Here is a 20,623-nt window from a genome sequence, read left to right as displayed (position 1 = left end):
CGGAGCGCCCTGCCCGCCACGCCCACAAAGACGAGGAATGGCAGGAATCGGTCCCTGGGGTGTTCGGCCTTCGTAGAAAATCTTCTGCAACGGGAGCCCAGCAAGGCAGGCGGTCCCTCTCCAGTCTACGAACGCGCCCGGCGTTTGTGGATCAGCCGCCGCCGGATCCGGACGTCGTTGCGCAATGCCATGTCATTGTTCAGGAGGCCGCCCGGATTTATCAGCGCGAGCTCTCTGCGCCCGTGGCTCAGGCATACCTCAAAAAACGGCAGATCACCGAAGCCGCCGTTGAGCGCTTCGCTTTGGGGTATGCCGACGGAAGCAGTCCTGTTTACAAAGCTTGCGTCTCCAGGGGCTCTACGCAAGGTGAACAGCAAGAGTCTTTGTACGAAACGGCCGGCGTCATCACGCAAAAGCCATCCCGTTCTTCACCAGGCGTCAAGGAATGGGCAGACCGGTTTCGCAATCGGTTGATCTTCCCCATCCGTGACGAAGGCGGTTCTTATTGTGGCATGGGAGGGCGATATCTATCGTCACCATCCTCTTTTGGAAAGAAAGATGTCCGTCCAAAGTACATTAACACGCCAGAAACGCCGGTCTATCACAAGAGCCAGATGCTGTACGGCCTGTACGAAAACCAGTCGGCGATCCGCTCCACAGGGAAAGCGGTGCTGGTCGAAGGTTATATGGATGTCATCGGGCTTTTTCAGGGCGGCATTGAAAATACGGTGGCGTCCTGCGGTACGGCGCTGACGGATGCGCAGTTGACCCTGTTGTTACAGTTCACCTCGGATATTCTGTTGTGCTTCGATGGGGATGCCCCTGGGCGGGCTGCCGCCTTGAAGGCTGCCGAGAAGTGCCTGGAATACCTGCAGGACACGGTGAGGATTCGGGTTTTGTTTCTGCCGGAGGGTATGGACCCCTATGATTTAATGCAGACCCCGGATGGTCCGGCAGTGTTCGACCGCCTGGCGATGAACGCTGTACCTGTACTGGATGTGCTGATGCAGACCTTGCAGTCGGAATCGCCGGTGCTCGACCGGGAAAGCGCGGATCGTTTTCTGGAGGAGTTCGGATATAGGCTGGAAAAGGTTCCCGGCGAAACGACCCGTGACGCATGGAGAGGTTCGGCAGAAGCGCTGGTAGCGAAGTATCGCCCGGACCTTTCACGGTTAACGCCATTGATGCCCGGCTTGGGCAATGCAAAGACAACGGCGCCCGTAACGGTTGCGCGTCCGTCTGTATCCCGTCCGCCGGACAGAAAAACAAAGGCGCTGTCAGAGTCGTTCATGGAACGTGCGGTCTGGTGGTTATTTCGTTTACCTTGGGAAATCGCTGCCCCGATATGGAGCGCCCTGCCCGTCGCTTATCTGGTGTATGACGAGCGGGAAAGCCCTGCGACCAAGCAGTTAGCTATGGTGTTGCGGAGCTTGTGTACACCTATTCATACGTCGTCCCAGGCGTCAGAGGAAACCTTGGATATGAGGTGCTTCCAGACTTCTGGCGCTCGTGCCATTCTGGAAAAAGTGGATCGGCAAGTGGACTTTGTGCAGGTGTTCAACACAATGAGCGCGGAAAACCAAAAAATGGAATTGGCGGCCATTGTGCAAAAAATCACCGAGCAGGCCCAGCGCCGACGCCTGGCATTCATCGCAGGCATTGCGGAACGGGATGGTTTCGGCGCGCTCACCGACGAAGAGCAGACGTTTCTGCGTCGCGGTGGGGTCAAGATCGAAAAAATAGAGGGAATGGACACAATCGGAGATGAAGTGCGCCGGATGGAGATTTGACTTTGTAAGTTAATAACGCTATTATGTGTCTTATAGCGTTTTAACTAAGGAGGCGCAAGATGCGTACATTGTCAGATTCTGTGTTTAATCCGTCTACTTTGCCGGCGAAGCGTTCGCCACAAGTCCTTTTGGACGTGCTGGACGAAATCGTCTCGTCCACCATGGACCAACGATGCAACGCTCGCAAGCAGGCCCGGCAGGCATCCAGTGCCAAGACGATGGATGTTCAGACAAAAAACACCCGGGCTTTGATCCGTGATGCAACCGCGTCACGGGACGCGCAGAATGCCGCCGTCGCAAAACTGGTGGCGCTTTGCGGCAGTGAAAACCGGGCGGCGAGACTTTTGGGGAAAGCTAAACATTTTGTTCAGGTTCGAGTTTTCGAGACTTCCGAAGTGTTCGCCGATCTGCGCGGATTGTGGCCGAATACGGAAAGCTCGGTGTTGATGAGCCTGGTAGCCAAGGCCAAAAGGCACCCGCAGCGTTTCGAACAATACATGCGGCCTTTTCTCAATAGCCGTGTCAGGCAGCAAATCTTGCGTAGCGAATTCGCGGCGGCATGGGCGTTAGCCATGAATGATGGGGTGCTTCCTGCTGACCGGGTTCTTTCTGAAAAACGGGAGGCCGAGGAGATCGCCGATATGGCCTTGAATGAAACGGCGGCGATGGAGAGCGAGTTAAAAAGCATACGGGAGGTGCGCGCCATACTGGAAGCCAAGGTCGCGGCGTTGGAAAGCGCTCTGGAGCATGCAAACCTTGCGCCCGACACGGCAGGCGTTTTGACTGATGAACTGGTACAGGATATGGGAAACCTGCTGCGCGGCAAGTACACCCCGTCTCTAAAAGGGTTACTGTGCTACGCGGAGCACGTGTTCGCTGATCGGGTGTTGATCTTGCCTTCTGCATGGAAATCTGCAGCGGAGTCAGACAAAGCGGGGTTCTCACCGGTGGAGCCCGTGGCCGACCTGTTGTTTAAGCTGGCACGCGAGTGTGTGGACCAATATCGCCAAGGCGGTCATTTTCTGCCAGGGACCATTCTGGGTTCGGCTTATGCAGACTCCGAGGGGCATAGTCCTATGACAGAAGGCGGATTCAAACGCAGAACATTTTCTTACAACGGGAAAATGGTACCGATGATGCCCCATTTGAAGATCGGTACCGGTTGGAACAAGGGCACTACTTTTCGGGCGCATTTTTGTTATGACACGGAAATTGGCAAGGTGGTGATTGGACACTTTGGGAAGCATTTGGATCGTTGAAACGCCAGATATAAAGATCGCCCCCTAAACCACTGTGCGGGTTATAGGCGGAGCACTACGGCAACCCTATGATAGAGGTGGATTCTGGTGCCGTTGGCGGATCATTGACGCAGTGTTGGTATCAATGAGCAGCGAAAAGTAATTTGACGGGTCTTTATAATACCGCTATCATACGCACATGTTCATAAGCCATCACGACTGATCAGGTTGTCTGAGCGCAAACCGAAGGAGTTTTCTTTTGAGACGATTTAAGGTGGAATTTCAAGTGGCTTCACCTGTCATCCTGCGAGGCAGGCTTTACCTGGATGCCGTGCTGTTGTCCCTGGCCGTCCAGGCGGGTATCCCTTATGAGGTGGCTGCTTCCGAATTGCCGATTACGCAACAGGACGGTATTTACCGCTGTTCTCAGTTGCTCTGGGATGGCTTGCCGGACACGGTTATCGCCAAAAAACAGATGAACATCTGGACGCCACGCGAATTGGACGATCACGCGAGAACGACGCAAAAAGGGTTCACCAAAAGTGATCAGAACAAGAACTACAAGCCGCTGATGGATGAATATCCCGCGATGGATATCCCGCAAGTATTTTTCATTGTGGAAACCGATGATCCGGAAAGCTTGCTTGCAGCCGTTCAAAACATCCCTGCGTTGGGCAAATGGTCTCGCAAGGGGTACGGAAACATCGCCAGTGTTGACATGACCTCAACCGAGGACGACCCGTGGGTCATGGCGGATGGACGCCCCGCCCGCGCCCTGCCCGTCGATCTGTGGAAACGCCTGTATGGCGGCCCCCATGCTCTAGCTATGGAAGGGGTCCATCCGCCCTACTGGGCAACCAATCTGGCGCAGTTGTGCGCCGTGGAGAAGATCGCATGAGTCGTATATTGGAGTGCTTGAGAGACGCGTTGACGCCGAATATGGAAAACATGCTGGGGCGTGGAGAGGTTCTTCCTGCCATGAGCCGTGCTACCAAAAAGACCGCAGCGTCGCCACTCGCCTGTGTCGTGTGTGGGCATCCCGTTGCGTTCATCAAGGGGAAAACAGGTAAGCCGCTTTGCGCTGCTTGCCTCACATTTTCCGCCAAGATGCCGTGCGTGTCAGACCCCGGCAAACCGGAGAAGAGTCGTGGTTTGTCTCCCTGCAATCCCAAGGGTGGCGGCATGGGACTTTTGGTGACGCCTTCGCAGGGGGTACAGTTTTTTGTAAAGGAAGACAAATTTGATTTGGTATTCCTGAATACCGTTCAGCACACTCTGATTCCTTTTGCCTCCGTGGATCATGTTTTGACGGCCTCCGTTGAGGCGGTTATGCGTTTGCCGGACGGCGCCCTCTATTGGTGGGGGATGGCGCAGGAAAACGATATTTACCCTTTGTTGGCGCGGTTGCGGGATGCGCCTTGGGACATCGCCCAGGACATGATGCGGTTCCATACGGGTTTGAGTTCGCCGGCGCGGATAGACACCGGTGCAAGCTGGATCGCCGTGGCGAGTCTTAAAAAACGACCGGAGTCTGTGCAGTTTGTGAAGTCCGTCCGGAGAGCGATGTCCGAAAAAGACGAAAAAAAGCGGCAGGACAAGCTGGTCGCGCTGAATGAAGAATGCCCGGAAGCCATGGCTTTGGTGTCCGATTTGACCGAATACGCCCTGGCGGCGTCTTTCTAAAGGAGCGGTAAAATATGAACGTTGTTACTCTGAAGTTGAAAGGTCGCATTTTGATTCCCGGCGGATATACCACGAAGTGGCCTGGGAAAGAGGCTGGTTTGCCCAGCATGGGTGGTACGCCGATCATCCCGTCGGCACAAATCAAGGGTGGGCTGCGGCGCGCGGCACTGCGGACCATCGTGGAAAAGAGCGGCAAGAAGATCCCGGACGTCGACAGCTATTACTTCAATGCTGTGGGTGGCGTGAAGGCCAAGAAAACCGAAGCCGAGGCGAAGGCGGACACGGCTTTGACGGCTTATCAGTCCATGCGTCTGAAAAACCCCATCAACGGATTGTTCGGCAGCGGTGACGTGATGGGCGGCATGTATGCGGGACACCTCTATGTGGGCAACGGCATGCCTGAAGGGGATTTGACGTATGGTACGTTCGGTGGGGTGCGTGGCGACGATTCCATCCGGGATCCGGAAGGCATGATGGCCCTGCTGTCTGGCGAGGGTGTCGATGCGGACATTGCGGAGAAGCGCCGCGTCAACCGGGAGCGCACCGCGATCAAGCGCGATATTAGGGTGCTCAAGCGTGGTTTTGCGGACAAGTCGTTGAGTGCCGAAGGGCGCAAGGCGCTGAACGACGCTCTTCGGGAAAAGGAGAGGGAGAAGGACGCCTTGGGTGGCAATCCCGTTTCGATGCCTTTGGACGGATTTCAGTACGTCGTCGCCCCTGGCGGATTTCTCAGCAGTTTGACTTTGATGAGCGTCACGATGGAGGAGCTGGGTTTGCTGCTGGCGGCCATGGAAGAGCAGATGCGTACCGCGCCGTTCATGGGAGCCCATCGTGCTTCTGGCTTCGGGGAATTCTCGGCGTTCTGGGAGTGTAGCGAGGGGACGGTTACCCTGAATCCTTTTGAGAATGCCGTTATTCAGGGCGACCTGTTTCTTGAGGCTCGCGAAGCGTTTCTTGCGGGGGTGACCCGGTTTGATTTGAGCAAGGGAATTTCTATGGAGGTGGCCAATGACGATGATTGAGGACTATTTCAACCAGGGTGGACGATTGAATCAGGTGCGGCCCAAGGGCTATGCGATCCGTCGTGAACAGGTGGCGATGGCGGAACAGATTCATGCTTGCATGGAAAAGGCCGATGCGCTGCGTGGCGAACGCTGCGCTATCCTGCCGATTCAGGGGGATACGGGTATTGGCAAAACCTTGGCCGCACTGGTGCCCATGTTGCACAAGGTAGCCCTGCACCGGAAGGCGGGGGAGATGGCGCGTTGCGGGTATGCCACCTTTACCACTCAGTTGCGCCGCCAGGTAGCGGAGCGGGATTTGCCTCTGGCGCTTGAGGTTGTGGCGAAAGAGACGGGCGTTCGCCTGACGGCGGCCGAGTATTGGGGGTCCGGGCAATACCTTTCCATCAACGCGCTGGAAGCGGCGGGTAAGGAATTGTCTACCGATGCCCCTACCATGGATCGCATTCAAGCGGTTCTGGACTGGCTGCGGAAAGCGGGCGCGGATTCCGGTTTGATGGTGGACGCGAAAGCCGCACTGGGCATTCCTGAGCATGAACCTTTGGTTCCCCAGTACCATGACAGTGCATGGGCTTGCACCTGGCGCGAGGCGCGCACCTTGTCTGCGTATCAGGCGATGCGGGGACGGGTTCAAAACGCCGATATTCTGCTGTTGAGCCATGCGGCCGCGCTGGTCAACGCGCATCACTGGTTTTCCCTGCTGAATGGCGGCAAGCCGAAAGAGGAGAGCGATAGTGATGATCCGGAAGATGGTGTTCGGTACATGGTGTTCGACGAAGCCCATCGTCTTCCGGATGCCGCCGCCAGTCTGACGGATCGTACGGTATCCTTGCGGCGGTTGGCCAGAGTGCTGGAAGTGGCCCACGAGCAGAAAGTGGGGGCTGTGGATGAGGATCTGGTGAATCAGGCGCAGGCTTTTCGCGATATCATCCAGAAGGCGGGAGGAGACGGCCCCGACGATCAGCAGAATGATGAAGTGGTTCTGGCGAGCCAGCCCGTCCCTCATGGCGATGGCGCCACGGCACGGGAGGTATTGAGAAAGGCGGGTATCCGTGCGCTGTATCTGAATATCCTGAAGAGCGTCAAGGGTGTCCGTGTGAAATCCCTGAGCGAATCCGCTCGCGATGCGCTGATGGACGTCCACGACATTTGCGACATGCTGGACGATTATTTGAGTGTGCTGGATGTTAAGGACGGCGGCAAAGGGAATCCGTATCAGTTGGTTACAGGCCTGTCCTGGTCCCCTGTGCAGCGGTATCCGTCGCTGAACATGTCTTCCGTGTCTCCTGGGCGGATGGTGGCCCGTTATTGGCGGCATTACCCGGGTAGCGTGGTGCCCCATGAGGCGAAACCTAGCGCGTTGTGGGGTGCGGTCATTCTGTCTGCCACTCTGCCGGACTTGCCGGAAATCGGGATTTTTGATCCGGTGGAAGAAGAGAAGATTAAATGGGCCTGGCAGAAATCGCCGTATCTGATGATCCCGAATGTTCGGAGCTACCTCCGCTTTGAGCCGGAGCGGGCCTTCGGCACCATGGACTTCGTGTTGTCCGCAGCGACCGCCCCCGCCACTATGAGCGATACACAACAGGCGTCGGGAAGTTGGAACAATCCTGAATGGGAACAGAATCACTTGTTGCCCATGATCGATGCCATGATGGAAGCGGCGGACGAGAACGATGGGGTTGCGCCCCGGCATGGGGATGCGCCCCGGCATGGGGTGCTGATTCTGGTGCCGTCCTCCATCGACGTGGACATGATCGTCGCCTATGGCGCCACTCGGCCTTGGGGCGAACGCATCATCGCGCAGCGTAAGGGTGATAGCCTGGCGGCTAAAGCGGCGCACTTCCGGCAATCTTCTGGCGCGGTGCTGGTTTCTGCCGGTGGTTGGGAGGGATTGAACCTGCCCGGTCAAATTCGGCATTTGATGATTGCCCGCTTGCCTAAGTCGCCGGTAAATATGGTCTGGAAAGAAATTCTTCGGGAAAAATATGACGAAGAGAAGGTGCAGAAGATTATGCGATTGCGGAATCGTCACCATTTCTTGGCCAAGCTTAAGCAGGGCATTGGTCGCGGTATCCGGAGCACGGATGATCGTGTGACGGTGTGGGTGGCGGATAGCCGGTTCGGTATTCCGAAAGCGGTTCGCATGTTGCGTGATCCGCGCGTCGGGGGTAGCGACGAGGAGACTGTGTTTGAGGTGATTCCCGCTCGTTTCCGGCCGGCGTTGAACCAGGCCCGTATTTTCAGCGCAGGTGATGGCGTTTTTGCTCCCAAGGCACCCGCCGATCTGGGTAAGCCGAAATCTCTTGGGGACGGCATGCTGAAGTTTTTGAAAGATTTGCCGACCGCTGCGCAGGCAGGAAGGCATTCTGAAAACCGGCTGTCAGTTTGACTTATAACGCTATGTTGGTTATTGTTGCGTTATAAGTACATAGGCCTCGGCAACGGGGCTCTCTCGAATAGGAAAGGAGAATCTTGTGATAACCAGCGAGTATTGTGAAACCGGTATTTCTTTTGCCGCCAAAGACGTGCCTGATCTGTACGCCATCCACCAGCGGGTGATGGTGGTTACTGATGGCGACAAGGCGATCAGTTATGCTCCGGTGGGCCTGGATCGGGAGGGCTTTATGGTGGTGAAGCTTCGGGCGCTGCCGGGCGTAGAAATGCCTGATGGCATCGCGGTGGAACGGAAACCCGTTAAGAACGGTATGTCCTTCACGATCCAGGCAGGCGTCCGCCTGGTGAAGCGGTCTGACTGTGGCGAGCGGATGCCGACCGAGGACGAGGCGCTGGAGAAGTGGACCCGCGCAGTGACGGCAGGTGGTTTCCAGGTGGAGCATACCCGCATGGTGGAATCTGCCATGTCGTTCTATCACCGGCGGTTGGACAGCCATACGAGGCTGCCGTTTTGGTTGGTAACCAGCGCTTTGACGGTGGTGGATGCGGAAAAAGCAGCGGAAACCATGGTCAGAGGGGTTGGCCGGAGTCGGGGGTTGGGGTTTGGGATGTTGATGGTAACGGGGTGAGGCGAACGTTCCCCATTAGATTTGGTCGTCGCCAATAATGATTATATTGGTCTAAATTTATCAAGACCATGTGAAAACCCTCGCTATTCATGGCGAGTGGGAATGCGAATAAGGACGACTTTATTGATCAGAGTATTCCGAGCGATTAACGGCCATGCGCAAAATCTGTCTCAGAATTAAAAAATCGGTGGCTTTTGATAGCCGTAAAAATCCGTTGTGAAACGGTATGTTGGAAGAAGGGTTTGCCCCGTGTATGCGGGGATGAAAGGCATTGGCAGGCATCAGCGCCCACATTTCCGCCGTTTGCCCCGTGTATGCGGGGATGAAAGGTGACCAATGCGGGTTTTACGCTGGCCGCCGCAGTTTGCCCCGTGTATGCGGGGATGAAAGGCGGTTGCAATCTGCTCCGGTGTCAGTTTTACCGTTTGCCCCGTGTATGCGGGGATGAAAGGACCCGGTTCCGCCACTCACCAGTATGTTTTTCGTTTGCCCCGTGTATGCGGGGATGAAAGGAAAATCCGGGAATGGGGGCTGTCTTTAGATCAGTTTGCCCCGTGTATGCGGGGATGAAAGGGGGATGAAAGATGCAATGACAGCAACTACGATGTTTGCCCCGTGTATGCGGGGATGAAAGGTTGTAGGGCATTGCGAAGCGGTGCCCGTCTGCGTTTGCCCCGTGTATGCGGGGATGAAAGGGATGGCTCGATAGTAGAAGCGAAAGGGTTCCAGTTTGCCCCGTGTATGCGGGGATGAAAGGCAGCTTGTGCATCTGGTAGTCGCTCCTGACCGGTTTGCCCCGTATACGCGGGGGTGAAAGGTGCTACGGGAATCCCGCTGATATTTTCCGCTATCTCAGGTTTGCCCCGTGTACGCGTTCGTGCGAAATAAGAGGTGAATAAATTCAATGCTGCCCGTGTCTGGACGTATCTCCTTTTTGATGATGGACCATTGCAAAATCCGCATGGGAGGTTCCGTGCCAATACAGATTGACATGGGGCTTGCTGATGGTAACGCCGAAGAAACCGTACAGGAAACACCTATTCCCATAGATCGTCTGGCCTGCCTGATGTTGGGGCCAGGCACATCCATCAGCCAGGACGCCATCAAGGCGTGCGCGGACGCCGGTTGTCTGGTGTTATGGACTGGTGAACACGGCGTCCGGGTGTACTCGGCAGGTCAACCGAGCGGCGCGTCCGGCGCGCATATTCTGCGGCAGGCTGGAATGATTTTGGACCCGCAAAAACGGTTACAAGCGGCGCGGCGGTTATATGCCCGCATGATGGGAACGGAGCCTCCGGCTAATCGTTCTATCGAACAATTGCGCGGACTGGAAGGCGTCTGGGTGCGTAACCGGTATGCGGAACTGGCGAAACTGCATCAAGTGGACTGGCGAGGCCGCAGCCAGAAATTCTCTGATTCGGCTAATCGTGCCATCAGTATGGCGACTTCGACGCTTTACGGCATCACGGAAGCGGCGATCCTGGCGTTGGGGTACAGCCCGGCGTTGGGTATCGTGCATACGGGCGATGCACGTTCGCTGGTGTTCGACATGGCAGATACGGTGAAATTCCGAACGGTGGTGCCGCTGGCCTTTGAGATCGCTGCAGCCCACGGCAACGCGAAAGATTTGTCCGGGCTGGTGCGGCGCGGCTGCCGTGATTGGTTCGTCAAAGAAAGGTTGCTGGATCTGCTGGTGGATATCATTCAGGAGGTGATCGGTGCCCAAGAGGTCTAGCGCATGGATGGTGATCTCGCTTATCAAGCCGGAAGCCGCGTTGCGTGGCGCATTGTCGCGTTATTTTGTAGAAATTCCAGTACATACTTTTGCAGGAAAAATAAATCGCCGCCATGCGGATATAGTGCTCGAAAAAGTGAGGGCAACCAAAGGGAAAGCCGCCATCATTACGGCGAAGAATAACGAGATTGGATTTGACATAGAGTTGATCAATCACGATAATCATACAGTGGAAGACTTTGACGGTTTAATGCTAATCAGCACAAAACGCCGACGAATTAAAAAATCGGTGACTTCCGAAGGTGGTTAAAACCTGTTGTGAAATAGCGGGTTAGAAGAAGTGTCTGCCCCGTGTATGCGGGGATGAAAGGGCACCGGCACAGGGATTTGAACCCCGATATCGTCTGCCCCGTGTATGCGGGGATGAAAGGGACAGATTCAACAGGATTATCCAGTCCTTCCAGTCTGCCCCGTGTATGCGGGGATGAAAGGGAAAGGATACCTGCACATCGCGGTGCCGACCTGTCTGCCCCGTGTATGCGGGGATGAAAGGGATGTGTGGATCGCTTGGGAGAGGATACTTACGTCTGCCCCGTGTATGCGGGGATGAAAGGGTGTACCAAACGAACATTTCCGGCTCCTTTTCGTCTGCCCCGTGTATGCGGGGATGAAAGGCATAAACGGCCTTCTTGGCATCGACCCGTCCCGTCTGCCCCGTGTATGCGGGGATGAAAGGGCAAGGCTGTCGGCCACGGCGGTGCTGATCGCGTCTGCCCCGTGTATGCGGGGATGAAAGGCGGGACAATGGCGTAAACGTGATGGGATTTTCGTCTACCCCGTGTATGCGGGGATTCACCTCACTATTTTTTTGAATGATCGCAGTAGGTATTGAGGAAGTCACTCACCACTTACATTCAAAGGAAAACGCCATGTCACAAGAGGTCATCACTCGTACCCCATCCACAGAGGCCGACGTATCTTATCGCAATGGCAACCGACCTTCTGAGCAGTATGCCCGTATCAGCCTGACCTTGCCGGAGATGGCGCGGCGGGTGAGCACCCAGGCCGATCTTGATCTTTTGAAAGCCAGGATTAACCAGATACCTGGGCATGACCAGATTCGTCGGTCTGGTGCCTACCATCGGGCGATGGCAATTGCACAAACGCGGATCCGAACGGCAAGCCTTTTCGGTTTTGATAAAGTCGGCGGCATCAAAGCGCTGGCTTATGGTTCTGGTATGGCGCTGTATTTTGATCGCCGTTTTGGGTTTTTCTTTTGCGAACCGAATCTGTATACGATGGGTGACGATAACTTTTCTGTGACCATCGCCATATCGACGTTCATCCTGTTCGCGCCAGACAGCATGACGGAAAAGGAAGCCAAAAAGCGTATCAAGGAATTCCTGCCTATCGGCAAGGCATTGGCGGAAGATATCCAGCGTAATTATATGTCCATGGACGTTTTTTGCGACTTGAAAAAACCTTGCGAGTACATGGTGAAGGTCATGAAGTTTGGCTACGATGAAGTGGACCACGAGATGGGGACCGATGAGAACGGGGATGTCGCGATGCGATATCAAGATGAATTTTATACCTGGTATGGAGCTTTTCGTGATCGTCGTGACCAATGGTCTTTTTCGGTCTGGGAAAAGGAGGAATTACTCTCCTGGAGCGTTCATGAATTCATCGATAACATTTCTGAAGGCCCTATAAAAAGACAATATGCTGGATTCCTGAAAGATATTCAGTACCTGCAGCGCGACCTGTTTTTGTCTCACGATCAGGACACTGAATCAAGAACGCATCATTGAACACGTATTCGTTGATGGGTGGTGAGCAGAAAGCCGCCATCATTACGGCGAAGAATAACGAGATTGGATTTGACATAGAGTTGATCAATCACGATAATCATACAGTGGAAGATTTTGACGGTTTAATGCTAATCAGCACAAAACGCCGACGAATTAAAAAATCGGTGACTTCCGAAGGTGGTTAAAACCTGTTGTGAAATAGCGGGTTAGAAGAAGTGTCTGCCCCGTGTATGCGGGGATGAAAGGTAAAAATGGAAAAAATTGGCGGACGCGTAGTGGTCTGCCCCGTGTATGCGGGGATGAAAGGTAACCGTCGCACGTCGCGGCAATGCGGCTGGGGTCTGCCCCGTGTATGCGGGGATGAAAGGTATGGATGAAAAGACTGCATGACGGCATCAAGGTCTGCCCCGTGTATGCGGGGATGAAAGGTTACGTAGTAACGAGCCGTCCACAGGTTGTGGGTCTGCCCCGTGTATGCGGGGATGAAAGGGCCACACGGAGAGAGGGTATCCCTTGGGTCACGTCTGCCCCGTGTATGCGGGGATGAAAGGTACCTGGAACAATAAAGAGCATCAGCAATCAGGTCTGCCCCGTGTATGCGGGGATGAAAGGTTCCTTTCCGTGGGGCCACTGATAGTCCATTGTCATTTTTTTATAATACCGCTATCATAGCCAACATGTTTTATGTTGCGGGAAAGGGGCCGGCGAAGCCTTCTACCCCTGGGCTGCCTCGGGTTTTCCTGCGCAATCGAGGGACGTCAAAGGAGTGGCTTTCAATGAAAAACCGGGACAAAGTAGAAGCTTTCAAGTCGTTATTGATAACCATGGCAAGGCTTAATGCCCCTCTAACTGGGGGTAGCATTTTTGCCATCAATGGAAAAACGATGATAACCAGCCTGATGATGGGGCTTGGTGATTTGTGTGATCTGAATAAAGTGTCGTTAACATGGGCCACGGTGATGGAATACATCCATCCTGACAAGTTTGTCGAGTTAGCTGGTCGCGCGGATATTTCTATGAAGGCTCGCGAAGCCATGCAATCCTTTTTGATGTCCACGGGCTGGAAAGAAGGCGTATCCGATCACAGCAAGTGGGGCGATTTCGACCGGCAGTATTCGTATGCCCAAAATTACTTTTTGGAAATGCTTTCCGTTCTTTCAAAAGATACACTAACGGATGATGACCGGTTGATGTTTGCTAAGTGTACAGGCATTCCTGAATTGGCTATGGCGTATGGCATTCTGTTCACATTGCAAGCCATGGGCCGCGCTGATAGCGACTCTGTGGATTGGCCAAAGATGACCATTTTCATTGATCATGCACATGCAGAAAGCCGGAAAGAGCTTATTGCGGCTTAACTATGGTTTTACTTGCCCCGTGTATGCGGGGATGAAAGTTATGAGAGCGGTATCAACGCCCCGCGTATGCGGGGATATTTTCTTCCAGGACAGGACTATTTTTGACGACTGCCCAGATCTGATGGGCGGAACTTGAAAGCGGATCACAGTCAATTTTGACAGGGTATTGTTGTAACGCTATGATACATACTATAAGGGTTTTATAGCGAGCAAGGATATCCATATGTCAAAGCAGTCTAATTCGTCAGTCAAACAGCAGACTAAGGCTTTTCAGGAACAAGTGTTATCTTTATTGGCTGAAAAGCCGATGAGTACAAGAGAAATCATGGCGACGACGGGTGCCCGTCAGGGGGCCGTCCGTTCAGCATTGTCGGCTTTATTACACGGCGACCGGGTAATGGCGTTGGGTGGGAAGCCTGTTCTGTACAAAAAACTTCCGGACAAGCCGTGCGCCCAATTTGTGTCCAATGTCTCGACGGGGTACACCGGCAACCGTCATCCGTATTTCCGCCCCGGCAGTTATACAGCACCCAATTTCACGCGTGTGCCGATGTTTATGGCCGCTGGAATGGATAGGGCGGCGCGAGATTTCGACACGATAACTTACGAATAAAGGAGACTGTTTTGGCTTTTGGATTGCGGAATCCCTCAGAAAACATAGAAAGCGAAGAAGCTGCGGATACTTCGCCATCATGTGACTCTACGCTCTCCGCTTCCGAGGCTGTGGCGCACTTCATGGAGCGCTTATACGCGGCTCGTGGTGGCGACTTTGCCCTGGAGCGGGAAACCTTTGCGGATATTCGTGAGGGCATTCGACGACTGGAAAAGCCGGTAGGTCCATTGGGCCTTCTGGGTATATTGCCGGCCGTCCATCTCTTGCAGGACGCCTTGACGACGAAAACCCCTATCGCTGTTGTGGGCGACTTCGACGTCGATGGGGTAAACGCAACCACGATTTTAGTGCGCGCGCTGTCGCCATTTACGGAAGTGACGCCTATCATCCCCGACCGGAAAACGGAAGGGTATGGGTTGTCACCGGTGTTGGCGCAGCGCATTCCATTATGGGCGGGACTGGTGATCACCGTGGATAACGGCATCAGCGCACTGGAAGGCGCGAGGATCTTGCGGGAGCGCGGTCAGAAGCTGCTGATTACCGATCACCATCTTTCCGGCGATGTCCTTCCCGAAGCGGACGCCATTGTGAACCCCAACCAGCCAGGCTGCCCCTTTCCGTGGAAATCCACGTGTGGAGCGGGGGTTGCATGGTATCTGCTGTGGGCGCTGCAAGGCGTTTACCCGGAATGGAAGGGGCGCATGCCGATCCGCGATCTATTGAGCCTGGTAGCGGTGGCAACCGTGGCGGATGTCGTCCCTTTGGAGCAAAACAACCGAATTCTCGTGCGGATCGGCTTGAATATCATTCGGCAAGGCCTTGGGCCCATGGGTTTACAGGCCTTGTTTCGCGTTGCCGGGAAAGACCCCACGCAAGCGACATCCACCGATTGCGGGTTTATCGTGGGGCCTCGATTGAACGCTGTGGGTCGTATGGCGAACATGATGACCGGGTTGGAACTGTTATTGACGGAGGAGGACGCGACCGCGCAAACCCTGGCCCGTGAACTGGATGCCACCAATCGGGAGCGACGGGCGGTAGAAAGTTCATCCATGGTAGAAGCGGTGGACCGTGCGCTGCTGTCTTTGTCGAGCGATATGGAAGGGAATCCCGCCACCCATCGCGAACTGCTCGTGTTGTCGGACACCACCTGGCACGAGGGCATCGTAGGGTTGATGGCTGGGCGTCTTCGGGAGCGGTTCGGCGTGCCGGTGTTCGTGTTTACCCGGGCGCAGGAAGGCGGCTGGAAGGGGTCAGGTCGGTCGATACCGGGGTTCCATCTACGGGACGCCCTGGCTTGGGTGGACGCCCAATATCCGGGCAGCATTGGCCGCTTCGGAGGCCACGCCATGGCGGCGGGACTGACCTTACCTGATGATCAGATGGATACCTTTCGCAACGCGATCCAGCAATATCCTGGATGGTTGTCCTTGCGAGACGGTCCACTGAAAGTTTCTATGGAGACGGACGGTGCCCTGCCCGCTTCGCTGCTGAATGTGCAGACGGCCGCCGTCTTGCGGGATGCCGGCCCTTGGGGTGCCGGGTTTGCCGAACCGGTCTTTGAGGGCGTCTTTCGCGTGGTAGAGTCTACCGTGATGAAAGGCGGACATTGGCGGCTGCAGTTGTCTCCCCAGTCCGGTAAGGCGTTTCTGGAGGATGTTACGGTAACGGCTGTACGTTTTCTGCGGGATACTCAGGGAGTCGAGGTAGTCATTCCTGCAGAGAACGACGTACTGGCTATTCGGTACACCCTGCAAGTGAATCGTTGGAGAGATCGGGACGGTTTGCAGATGCTCATTCAGACCGTGGATTTATTGACAGTTACTGATTGATTGAAAAATCGAAAAGTGCAACACGATTTGACATGGCGGTCATTCAGAACGGATAATAGTCTTGCGGTTAATCTCGATTCTTTAACGATCAACAGCGCAAAACATCTGAACGGCTTATCTCCACCAAAACGGTAGGATTTCCCTGCGGCACGTTTTCCTTTGATAAGGGGCATTTTAATGAAATTGGGTGACAGAATTTTCTATCTGGAGCGTTCCTATTATGGGGAACTCCAGGAATCCTCTGGCATGGTTATTCGGGTGCAAGGGAATGGTTTTAACAAAACGGTTACATTCGTGGACAATGCTGCCCAGATCAAGACCATCAAAATGATTGATATTTCTGATCATGAATCAGGGCATGAAGTTTTTTTTGCAGAGGTTTCCGAATTTTATGCAGAAAATTTCAAAACATATCCTGCTGGACTAAGGCTCCAAGTTATTGCTTTGGTGTATAGCAAAAACCGGCGTTCGAGTGACGCTGATCTGCTTGTTTTAAGCCCAAACGAAACCATCAAAACACATATTTTGTCCTCTCATCTGCTTTGCTGTGACGGAGAAGATCACTCTATGGTTTTTAATCGCGCTATGCGAGTTTTGCCTGGTTATGAATCCGGCATGAATAGGCGCGGTTCCCATGTCGGGAAAGAGCGTGACGCCGTGTGGCGAATGGCTAAAAGAACTGCGCTGCAATTCCGTGATGGTAAACTAAAAAAGATGGATCCTCGTTTGGGTCTTCTCTAACCTATTCCTTTCTTGCAGGGGTCTGTCCTGATGTATCTTTTGTGTTCAGTGACAAAATAGTATCATCCTGAAAGCCCTGTAACCAATTGATTATGCATTTCCGTTTTGTCGGCCTAGCGGGTAGCATCATCTTGAGTTATCCGCCCAACGTGCCCCTGTGTACGCGGGGATGAAATGGCGGTGCATCATGCCCGCCAATCACATCAAACGATGACGACCTTGCCGGCTGTCTTGCGTTAGGTGCTCGTCTACATCCTCTAAAGCTGCTGCTTCATTAGGTAGCGCGTCTTCTTTTGCTTCTTGCACAAAAGAATCTTCCTGCAGCATGTTCACCGAACGCTCTATGACTTCCCGCAAATGCTGTAGTTCTGTGACATCCGGATATTTTGCCTGCAAGTCCTCCAGCAAACTGTTCGAGTTGCGCAAAGCGTCCAGCGTGTCTGTGAACACGCGCGTAACCGCTTCATCATCCAGGTAGCAGAAGGTCTTTCCGAAATCTCGCAGCGCATCGGCGTCTGGCCAATCACGCAAGCCATTCATGGGTAATGCTGGCTGATCATGCGGTATCCAGGCGGTTGTGCAGACGATGTCGTAGGCGGGGGCTAACATCCGCTCTTTCGTCGGATCCTCGTACAGTAGCCCGAAGTTTTTCAAGTGTGCGTCGCCATTACGCAGCGCGGTGTTCATGACGGTGGTCTGGAAGAATTGTAGAAGATTGGCTTGCCGGGTTTCAGGCTCCTGACTATAAAACACGATAATTTGCGCGATGCTTTTTAGGTCTCCTGTATATTTCGCGGTGCGTGCCATGTCCAACAATCCGCAGAAGTCCTCAAAACCAAGTCGATTTCCATTTTCCATGATGTCAAATCGTTTCACCAGTAATGCTTCACCATTTTCCGATAGTTGTGATTCGACTGTGGGGATGTGAGCGGCGCGGCAGACAGATAGGCACGCATGTTCCACAACGGCTATCCCAAGATATTCGTCAGTCTCCATTTTCACAATCGCATCGCCATAAGCGAAAGACAAGGTACCGCCATGCGGCGAGGACAACTTTTCTGCCGCCCCTTTTGGAAACATGCCAGACAGTCCGGTTTGTGCGGCGAACCGCTCAACGGCGGCTCCTAGTACCTTTGCGCCATTGGGGTCTTTTAACAGGTGTTCGGCATTCAATATGACCGGCAATTCGTTATGCGTAACATCCAGAGGTTCACCAGAAGGGACCATCTGAACGCGTCCTACCATGTTCCTGCCGACCAACGCCAAAATATCAATGTCTTCGTCCAGTTTGAGTGGTTTCGCTGCTACACGATAAATGGTTTCGAGCAGAACGCCTTCTGGAAACCCTACTTGTAAAGGCGGCGGGACCATCATGTATTGAACGTCGGAGTAATCTTCTGTAACTGGTAAGCCTATGGCTACAGCATGTGTTTCAGGTGTCCCAGGAAGATACTCGAAACGATATTCACCATTGTCGCAAGTCAGTATGGCGACCCTTTTTCTGTCCACATAAATGTCTAGCGATCTCATTAAAAACCTTCTTTGCGTCGTCGCGATTGGTTAAATTCCAGAAACGCTTTTTTCACAATAGCCCTTGTTCCCGCATCGCTCTGATTTGCATCAGCGTTGGGCCACCTCTTGGAAACTGTCCATCTTTTGGCAAGCGCACCACCTTCTTGCTCTCCAGTGTCATATCCAGAAAATCCATCACCTTCAGCAGTGTCCCCATAGTCACCCCGTCCTCTCCACGCTCGATGCTGGACAGCGTCGTTCTGGAGATGCCCAGCTTCTCGGACAGGGCCCGTTGTGAAAATCCGCGAGCGGTGCGTTGTTTCGTGACACGTTCGGCGATGGTTTGCATAGCATTCATGATGGTTGCCTCCTGATTTGATGGAAGCATGGTACAATATACTGTGCCACCCGTCAAAATAGGGCTATTCTGCAGCACCTGGTGTCAACGTTTCTAGGGTTTCCGGGGTTCCCAGCGCTTTTGGGGCTTCATCCTTTTTGTCGGACAGCATCTTCCAGTCTCGCGACAATCGCTCGTCGGCAGACCATGATAGCCGATATTTGCTTCGCAACGCTTTGGGCAATGTGCTTTGGAATGGGCTAAACTCGCCTTGCAGCGTGATGAGATAATCCGGCGCGCCCGCATATTCCAGAATTTCCCGTTTTTCTTCGAGCGGCGAGATGATTTCTGCGATAATTTCTTCAGAAGTCGTTTTCATGACCTATATGATACGCAATATGGCGTTTTTAATCTAGGAATCATCTCATATCATCCACCTCGGATTTGCCACGTATCGGTTCTTCTTGGTCCTGATTTCCTGTATTCAGAGCCAAGCCTTCCATTCGGCTTTCCATGACTTCATTTATGGACACCTGCGGGAGCGCATCCAGATGAACCCCCATGTACCGTGCCCTTTCGCGGGTAACGGTTGCGGCGCGGTCCAATAGCCGGGAGACGGATTGGGCATATTCGCCATCCAGCCCCCATTGCGCGGGATGTACAGTGGCGAACGCGGCAAACCCCAGGGCCACTTTTTCCGAGAGACATGCGACGCGGTTTCCGGCGTCCTTGATGCCGATCTGTCCGCCGAATTTTTCCCAGGCGGACAGTGACAATCCATCGTCCTTTCCGTTTATTTTCAGCGCCATGCGGTCATCCCCAAACCCGGGGATAGCGCGCGTACACACCGTGTCATAAGCCGGGGACAGGGTCATCTTCCACGGCGTGGACTTTATCGATTTGGGAGAGGGTGCGGACGGATCACAGGTAAACAGAACAGAGACATTTTTGGCATGTAAATCGCCGTCTGCCATAGCCCAGGCGAGGGCAAACCGATCGAAAAATTGCTCGGCCATTTTCTGCCGATCGTCATCACTCATGCCTTTGGACTGGCGGGCGATTTCATCCATGCGCCGCCACAATTGTATCGGGTTGGCTTTGTACTTGTCGCTGGTGGGCAATCCCATTAAAGCGGCACCGTCCATGGCAAACAGCCAGCGCGAATCCTGGCCACAGGGCACATCAAACCGCTCCGACAATAAAGCGGCACGGCTGCCGTCACCGTCGACCATCAGTGCCGTATCCGGTGTTTCAATGCCCGCATATCGGCTCACTTGTTGGGCGGCCCATTCCAGCACGGGAAGGCCGGCTTTCGAGCCGCGCTGATCGTAATTAAACTTCATCAATAGGGTAAAGGGGTCCCGTTCGGAACTGAAGTTTACGTTACCCTGCCTGTCGATAAACACCGGCGCTTTAGGTTGCATACCGGAAAGTTTAGGTTCAGCGGGATGCGGATCAAAATCCTGGGTGTCAGATGCAGTAGGGGGTACCATTGTGCCGACAAATAACCCTCGGGTAGTGTGTCGTGCGACACGGGATTCTGCGTCGATGTGATTTCGGACGGGTACCGTTTTATCCCCTTCCGGACGGATCAAGAGGTTCATCAATCGGCGCGGCTCACTCAGAAACAGGCTGGCAACCTGGTGTTTGTCGCCTTCTGTTTCTGGGAAAAGGGATTGCAGGAAGCGATGGATATCTGCGTCCGCCACAGGGAACGCGGGAGCATCGGGCCTTTCTTCCATTTTCCAGGAGAGGCCATTGTCATAAAAGCGACCCCACGGAATCTCTTGGTAAAACACGTCCACGAACTGTTTGCCAGGCAAAGGTTGGGGGGTGTCATCTATTGTCCGGCTGTTTTCCCAAGCGGCGATGATGGACAATCCGCCCATGTTTTGCGCTTTAGGGTGCGTTCGTAATGTATCCTG

18 protein-coding genes and 3 CRISPR repeat arrays are annotated in these 20,623 nt (G+C 54.0%); of the genes, 14 read left to right on the top strand and 4 right to left on the bottom strand.

The genetic code is table 11. The features are described from left to right. The 14 genes from HAP95_RS06030 to HAP95_RS05965 all read left to right on the top strand — a co-directional run. The coding region (locus HAP95_RS06030) for a DNA primase (protein WP_215883394.1) at positions 1 to 1,790 on the top strand (1,790 nt) is incomplete at its 5' end. A gap of 59 nt (positions 1,791 to 1,849) precedes the next feature. Beyond that, positions 1,850 to 3,049 (top strand): hypothetical protein, encoded by a 1,200-nt coding sequence (locus HAP95_RS06025; protein ID WP_215883393.1) that lies wholly within the window; start codon positions 1,850 to 1,852, stop codon positions 3,047 to 3,049. A gap of 238 nt (positions 3,050 to 3,287) precedes the next feature. Then, positions 3,288 to 3,926: a Csf3-related protein gene (locus HAP95_RS06020; RefSeq protein WP_215880481.1), complete on the top strand. Its 639-nt coding sequence runs from the start codon at positions 3,288 to 3,290 to the stop codon at positions 3,924 to 3,926. Continuing rightward, positions 3,923 to 4,711, top strand: coding sequence for a hypothetical protein (locus tag HAP95_RS06015; RefSeq protein ID WP_215882071.1), 789 nt, complete (start codon positions 3,923 to 3,925; stop codon positions 4,709 to 4,711). The genes HAP95_RS06020 and HAP95_RS06015 overlap by 4 nt, the downstream gene beginning before the upstream one ends. Before the next feature lie 14 nt (positions 4,712 to 4,725). Further along, on the top strand, positions 4,726 to 5,733 hold the full coding sequence (locus HAP95_RS06010; RefSeq protein WP_215882070.1) for a hypothetical protein: 1,008 nt from the start codon (positions 4,726 to 4,728) through the stop codon (positions 5,731 to 5,733). Continuing rightward, the gene (locus HAP95_RS06005) at positions 5,720 to 8,125 is read left to right on the top strand and encodes a helicase C-terminal domain-containing protein (protein ID WP_215883392.1); all 2,406 of its coding nucleotides are present in this window, start codon (positions 5,720 to 5,722) and stop codon (positions 8,123 to 8,125) included. Before HAP95_RS06010 ends, HAP95_RS06005 begins: the two co-directional genes overlap by 14 nt. Positions 8,126 to 8,210: 85 nt before the next feature. Next, positions 8,211 to 8,759: a type I-E CRISPR-associated protein Cas6/Cse3/CasE gene (locus HAP95_RS17470; RefSeq protein WP_215880485.1), complete on the top strand. Its 549-nt coding sequence runs from the start codon at positions 8,211 to 8,213 to the stop codon at positions 8,757 to 8,759. Positions 8,760 to 8,999: 240 nt separating this feature from the next. After that, a CRISPR array of direct repeats spans positions 9,000 to 9,577; the repeat unit is 29 nt; unit sequence GTTTGCCCCGTGTATGCGGGGATGAAAGG. 86 nt (positions 9,578 to 9,663) lie between these two features. Beyond that, positions 9,664 to 10,494 (top strand): type I-E CRISPR-associated endonuclease Cas1e, encoded by an 831-nt coding sequence (cas1e, locus tag HAP95_RS05995; protein ID WP_215882067.1) that lies wholly within the window; start codon positions 9,664 to 9,666, stop codon positions 10,492 to 10,494. Beyond that, positions 10,478 to 10,804: a type I-E CRISPR-associated endoribonuclease Cas2 gene (locus tag HAP95_RS05990; RefSeq protein ID WP_215882066.1), complete on the top strand. Its 327-nt coding sequence runs from the start codon at positions 10,478 to 10,480 to the stop codon at positions 10,802 to 10,804. The genes cas1e and HAP95_RS05990 overlap by 17 nt, the downstream gene beginning before the upstream one ends. A 31-nt stretch (positions 10,805 to 10,835) precedes the next feature. After that, positions 10,836 to 11,291: a CRISPR direct-repeat array (repeat unit 29 nt). A gap of 132 nt (positions 11,292 to 11,423) precedes the next feature. Then, the gene (locus HAP95_RS05985; RefSeq protein ID WP_215883391.1) at positions 11,424 to 12,305 is read left to right on the top strand and encodes a hypothetical protein; all 882 of its coding nucleotides are present in this window, start codon (positions 11,424 to 11,426) and stop codon (positions 12,303 to 12,305) included. 216 nt (positions 12,306 to 12,521) lie between these two features. Then, positions 12,522 to 12,917: direct repeats of the CRISPR family, unit length 29 nt. A 164-nt stretch (positions 12,918 to 13,081) separates the two neighbouring features. Next, positions 13,082 to 13,663 carry a hypothetical protein gene (locus tag HAP95_RS05980; RefSeq protein ID WP_215882064.1) on the top strand — a complete coding sequence of 194 codons (582 nt, stop codon included), beginning with the start codon at positions 13,082 to 13,084 and terminating at the stop codon, positions 13,661 to 13,663. A 223-nt stretch (positions 13,664 to 13,886) separates the two neighbouring features. Further along, positions 13,887 to 14,276 (top strand): hypothetical protein, encoded by a 390-nt coding sequence (locus tag HAP95_RS05975; RefSeq protein WP_215882063.1) that lies wholly within the window; start codon positions 13,887 to 13,889, stop codon positions 14,274 to 14,276. 11 nt (positions 14,277 to 14,287) lie between these two features. Continuing rightward, entirely contained in the window at positions 14,288 to 16,108 is a 1,821-nt protein-coding gene (gene recJ / locus HAP95_RS05970; RefSeq protein WP_215883390.1) for a single-stranded-DNA-specific exonuclease RecJ, read from the top strand. Between the two features lie 177 nt (positions 16,109 to 16,285). Further along, positions 16,286 to 16,849, top strand: coding sequence for a hypothetical protein (locus HAP95_RS05965; RefSeq protein ID WP_215883389.1), 564 nt, complete (start codon positions 16,286 to 16,288; stop codon positions 16,847 to 16,849). 198 nt (positions 16,850 to 17,047) lie between these two features. Here the strand turns inward: HAP95_RS05965 and HAP95_RS05960 are convergent, their stop codons facing one another. From HAP95_RS05960 to HAP95_RS05945, 4 genes are all read right to left on the bottom strand, one after another. Further along, complete coding sequence (locus HAP95_RS05960) at positions 17,048 to 18,379, bottom strand: type II toxin-antitoxin system HipA family toxin (RefSeq protein WP_215883388.1); 1,332 nt, start codon at positions 18,377 to 18,379, stop codon at positions 17,048 to 17,050. 52 nt (positions 18,380 to 18,431) lie between these two features. Continuing rightward, positions 18,432 to 18,719, bottom strand: a complete 288-nt coding sequence (locus tag HAP95_RS05955) for a helix-turn-helix domain-containing protein (protein ID WP_215883387.1) — start codon at positions 18,717 to 18,719, stop codon at positions 18,432 to 18,434. A 64-nt stretch (positions 18,720 to 18,783) separates the two neighbouring features. Continuing rightward, the gene (locus HAP95_RS05950) at positions 18,784 to 19,077 is read right to left on the bottom strand and encodes a hypothetical protein (RefSeq protein ID WP_215883386.1); all 294 of its coding nucleotides are present in this window, start codon (positions 19,075 to 19,077) and stop codon (positions 18,784 to 18,786) included. Positions 19,078 to 19,117: 40 nt separating this feature from the next. After that, the coding region (locus tag HAP95_RS05945; RefSeq protein ID WP_215883385.1) for a HipA domain-containing protein at positions 19,118 to 20,623 on the bottom strand (1,506 nt) is incomplete at its 5' end.

It is taken from the genome of Acidithiobacillus sulfurivorans (assembly GCF_018853815.1).
Taxonomy (GTDB): domain Bacteria; phylum Pseudomonadota; class Gammaproteobacteria; order Acidithiobacillales; family Acidithiobacillaceae; genus Acidithiobacillus; species Acidithiobacillus sulfurivorans.
This window is presented reverse-complemented; position numbering and strand designations above follow the sequence as displayed.